The sequence below is a fragment of the Paenibacillus forsythiae T98 genome, assembly GCF_000520735.1.
Lineage (GTDB): Bacteria > Bacillota > Bacilli > Paenibacillales > Paenibacillaceae > Paenibacillus_AQ > Paenibacillus_AQ forsythiae.
The window spans coordinates 1-3,802 of the sequence record NZ_ASSC01000336.1 but is presented as its reverse complement, the minus strand read 5'-3'; the positions used below and the strand labels follow the sequence as shown (position 1 = coordinate 3,802).

The following is a 3,802-nucleotide window of genomic DNA, read 5'->3' as shown; positions in this document are numbered from 1 at the left end:
ATGGCACAGACCGGGCGATTGCCGGGGGGCTGCTGGGGCGCATACGGTCATTGCCTCGCCGGATGGACGTCTGGTTGTCAATACGACGGGGCATCCGGGGATGGCCACCGGCGGCTCGGGCGACTGCCTGACCGGCATTATCGCCGGTCTGCTGGCGCAGGGATTAAGCGGCTTTCAGGCAGCGGTGTTCGGAGTCTATCTGCATGGGCTGGCGGGCGAAAGGGCGGCTCTCCTCCGGGGCGATCCGGTGTCGGTTATCGCTTCGGACATTATTGAGGCGCTCTGATTCAGAGCAGCCGCAGGCAGAGCAGGGGAACGAACAGGGCGAACACGGGCAGCAAGGCTGGAAGGCGCTCTCCGGCCAGTTGGGTCAGGCGGAACAGGAGCAGCACTGCGATTCCGGGGAACGCGCTGGCTGCCCAGCCGCTGCCCTGGTCATGAGCGAGCCACAGGCCCGCGCCGAACCCGGCGATGGCGTATATGACCATGATGACGGCTCTAGGTCCGGTTCCCGTCAGTCTCAGCAGGCCGTCGGCCAGCAGCGAGACGGTCAGGGCATAGGCGTATACATTGTACGCAGGCGAGGCCAGCCAGCCCGACGCGGCAGGAGGCGCGGCAAGGGCGAGCAGTCCCAGCAGCGTGAAGGTCAGACCGGCGGCGGACAGCTTGCTCAGCGCGTACATGCCCGCCGTCAGGCGGACGGATGGGAGGTTCCCGGGGTGGGTAGGTTTCATACCAACTCTCCTTTGTCGAAATCGGATATAGTTCTGCGTTATCAGGGCGGCTCAGTTTCTCGTATATTTCTATGCATTCGCCCAAGAGAGGGTGACCGCCCCGGAACGTATGAGAACCGAAGCGCATGAAAATGAAAATGGAATTGAAAATCCATGAAATGAATGATAAGGCGGCGCATCTTTTTTACCGGGAGCTGGCTATGAAATAACGGGTGGTCGCTTCGCAAAGCGTGGAATGGATTATTTGCATGAAAAATGGGGGAGAAGCATGATCTACAGAGAGATGACGAAGGAAGATTACAGCGCGGCCTATGGGCTGTGGGAGAATACCAAGGGCATGGGGCTCAGTGCGGCGGATTCGCGGGAGGAGATTGTCCGCTTTCTGGAGCGCAACCGGGGCCTAAGCCACGTATGCATTGCGAAAGGCGGCGGACTGGCCGGTACGGCGCTGTGCGGGCATGACGGGCGGCGCGGCTTTTTGTACCATGTGGCTGTAGACAGCCGGTACCGGGGGACAGGCATCGGACGCGGGCTGGTTGCCCGCTGCCTCGATCGGCTGCGCGCAGAGGGTATCGCCAAATGCCACCTGATGGTCATTGAAAGCAATGGTGACGGGCAGCGGTTCTGGAGCGGAATCGGCTGGGAGCTCAGGAACGGCATTCTGCTGTATTCACACAGCACCTGATGCTGGCCCGGGCCGCTTTTTTTGCAGAGAGAGGGACTTGCTAGTTTGGGTTCCTTCACCGCTGAAGTATAATGATTAGGCAATGATTCTCTTTGCTCCTAAAGGGACAAAGCGGAGAGAAGCTGGAATCGGCATGGTGAGATTTGGGAGAAGGCGGGGGCTTGAGCATGCGGTTTAAGGATGTATTTTCGATAATAGGGCCGGCGATGGTCGGGCCATCAAGCTCCCACACGGCGGGCGCGGCTCGCATTGGCCGGGCGGCCAGGCAACTGCTGGGGGAAATGCCGCGGAAGGCGGAGATTATCTTTTTCGGGTCGTTTGCGGCTACATATCAGGGGCATGGCACAGACCGGGCGATTGCCGGGGGGCTGCTGGATTTTGCAACCGACGATCTGCGGCTGCCGGACTCTATCGAAATCGCAGAAAGCAGCGGCATGGAAATTTCATTCCGGCAGGGCACCGGGTTATTCCCCCATCCCAATACCGTTCGGCTTCGGCTGACCGGAAACGCCGGAGAACTGGAGCTTACAGGCATATCCATCGGCGGCGGCAATATCGAAATTGTCGATATCAACGGCTTCAGCGTCAAGCTGTCCGGAATGTACCCGGCCGTTCTGATTCATCATATGGACTATCTTGGGGTGCTGGCAAGCGTAACCGATACAATGCGCCGGGGACAGGTCAACATCGGACATATGTCCCTGGACCGCAAGAACCGTAGCGGCGCGGCGCTGACCGTGCTGGAGCTGGATGAGGTGCTGCCCCGGGAGCTGCTGCGCGAGCTGGAAGAGCTGCCGGCGGTGAAGTCGGTGAAGCTGATCCACCTGGACGAAAGCCCGAAGGAAGAGAATGGGGAGGGGCGGAGCCTATGAATTTTCAAACGTTAAGCCAGCTCGCCGTTCTGGCGGAACAACGGGCCTTAAGCATCGGCGCTCTGATGGTGGAAGAACAAAGCGCGGAATCCGGACGGTCCAAGGAACATGAATTTGCCAAAATGAAGGAATATTACGGGGTGATGAAGGAGGCCGTGCGGCGGGGAATGCAGGAAGATACGACTTCGCGTAGTGGACTTACGGGACTCGATGCCCAGCGTGTCGGCGCCTATAATGACGCGAACGAATCCTGCCTTGGAGGACCTGCCGGGCAGGCCATGGCCTACGCGCTGGCCGTCTCGGAGGTGAACGCCTCGATGGGACGCATCATTGCTACGCCGACGGCCGGCTCCTGCGGCATTATTCCCGGCGTCTTTCTGAGCGGCCAGGAGCGCTTCGGCTGGGATGATGATTACATGACATACGGTCTGTTCGCCGCCGGAGCCATCGGGTATGTCATTGCCAATAACTCCTTCGTCTCCGGCGCCGAAGGCGGCTGCCAGGCCGAGGTCGGCTCGGCGATCGGAATGGCGGCGGGGGCGCTGACCGAGCTGCGCGGCGGCACTCCGGCTCAGGCGGTGCATGCCGTGGGCCTAGCGCTGAAGAATACGCTCGGGCTGATCTGTGATCCGGTCGGGGGACTGGTTGAAATCCCCTGCATCGTCCGCAATGGCTTCGGCGCTGTGACCGCGCTGGCGGCGGCGGACATGGCGCTGGCGGGAGTGCGCAGCGTCATTCCGTCCGACGAGGTCATCAGAGTCATGCTTGAGGTGGGCTCGGCCATGCCGGCGCAGCACCGCGAGACGGCGGGCGGAGGGCTTGCCCAGACGCCGACCGGCCGCAAGATTATGGAGGATTTGCGTCGCCGCAAATAGAGCGGATTACAGCAGATGGAAGCGGCGGAGCTGCTCCCACTGCCCCTCTTGCTTGAGGATTTCGGGCTGCCTTGGGCCGATCAGATCAAAATGGGGGAACGGCGGCCGGTTGTGAATACGCTGCGGCGGCAGTCCGTTGGCCCTGCACCAGTCGGCAAGGCGCACCAGGTCGCTGCACCCGACTTTGGTCACGGTTGTCATGCCGGGAAACCTCGGGTCGAGCCAAAAATGGGTCAGGAAGGCGATCTCCCCTGCGGAGACCGCTTGTTTCCATCGGTTCAGTTCTTCTCGCTTGATGCCGAAAGCCATAGCTGGTTCATCCTTGTCTGTATGTAAAATTATTATGAAAGGAAGAGAACAATTCATGAATGGACAGAGCAGAGCGGATATCCGCCCGGGTCTTGAGGTGGATATCGTGCTGAAACAGGACCAGGCCACGGGCAAGCTGACCCGGGGCACGGTCAAGGATATTTTGACGAATTCGCCCCGCCATCCGCACGGCATTAAGGTAAGGCTGACGAGCGGCCAGGTGGGCCGGGTCAAGCATATTTTGGGTTCGTGATGCGCAAGGAGCCGCCAAAGCGTTATCCGAAGATAGATATAGATATTTCAATGATTATTTGCCCATAAATTCAT

At 60.0% G+C, this 3,802-nt stretch carries 7 protein-coding genes; 5 read left to right on the top strand and 2 right to left on the bottom strand.

From position 1 onward, the window contains the following. Window positions 1-286 (top strand): ADP-dependent NAD(P)H-hydrate dehydratase (locus tag L692_RS28450; RefSeq protein ID WP_036723215.1); only part of this gene is annotated, 286 nt, incomplete at its 5' end. A 1-nt stretch (window position 287) separates the two neighbouring features. On the opposite strand, the gene L692_RS0110990 is transcribed toward L692_RS28450, so the two are convergent. Then, complete coding sequence (locus L692_RS0110990) at window positions 288-734, bottom strand: hypothetical protein (protein ID WP_025699811.1); 447 nt, start codon at window positions 732-734, stop codon at window positions 288-290. Between the two features lie 268 nt (window positions 735-1,002). Here L692_RS0110990 and L692_RS0110980 point away from each other — a divergent pair, with 268 nt between their 5' ends. The 3 genes from L692_RS0110980 (at window position 1,003) to sdaAA (ending at window position 3,166) form a co-directional block, all read left to right on the top strand. After that, window positions 1,003-1,419, top strand: coding sequence for a GNAT family N-acetyltransferase (locus tag L692_RS0110980; protein ID WP_036723213.1), 417 nt, complete (start codon window positions 1,003-1,005; stop codon window positions 1,417-1,419). Between the two features lie 167 nt (window positions 1,420-1,586). After that, entirely contained in the window at window positions 1,587-2,291 is a 705-nt protein-coding gene (gene sdaAB / locus L692_RS0110975; protein ID WP_025699808.1) for an L-serine ammonia-lyase, iron-sulfur-dependent subunit beta, read from the top strand. After that, window positions 2,288-3,166, top strand: coding sequence for an L-serine ammonia-lyase, iron-sulfur-dependent, subunit alpha (gene sdaAA, locus L692_RS0110970; RefSeq protein ID WP_025699806.1), 879 nt, complete (start codon window positions 2,288-2,290; stop codon window positions 3,164-3,166). Before sdaAB ends, sdaAA begins: the two co-directional genes overlap by 4 nt. Window positions 3,167-3,172: 6 nt before the next feature. On the opposite strand, the gene L692_RS0110965 is transcribed toward sdaAA, so the two are convergent. Further along, the gene (locus L692_RS0110965) at window positions 3,173-3,475 is read right to left on the bottom strand and encodes a hypothetical protein (RefSeq protein WP_025699804.1); all 303 of its coding nucleotides are present in this window, start codon (window positions 3,473-3,475) and stop codon (window positions 3,173-3,175) included. Between the two features lie 55 nt (window positions 3,476-3,530). Between L692_RS0110965 and L692_RS0110960 the strand changes: the two genes are divergently transcribed. Beyond that, on the top strand, window positions 3,531-3,728 hold the full coding sequence (locus tag L692_RS0110960) for a YwbE family protein (RefSeq protein ID WP_025699802.1): 198 nt from the start codon (window positions 3,531-3,533) through the stop codon (window positions 3,726-3,728). Window positions 3,729-3,802: the final 74 nt, after the last annotated feature.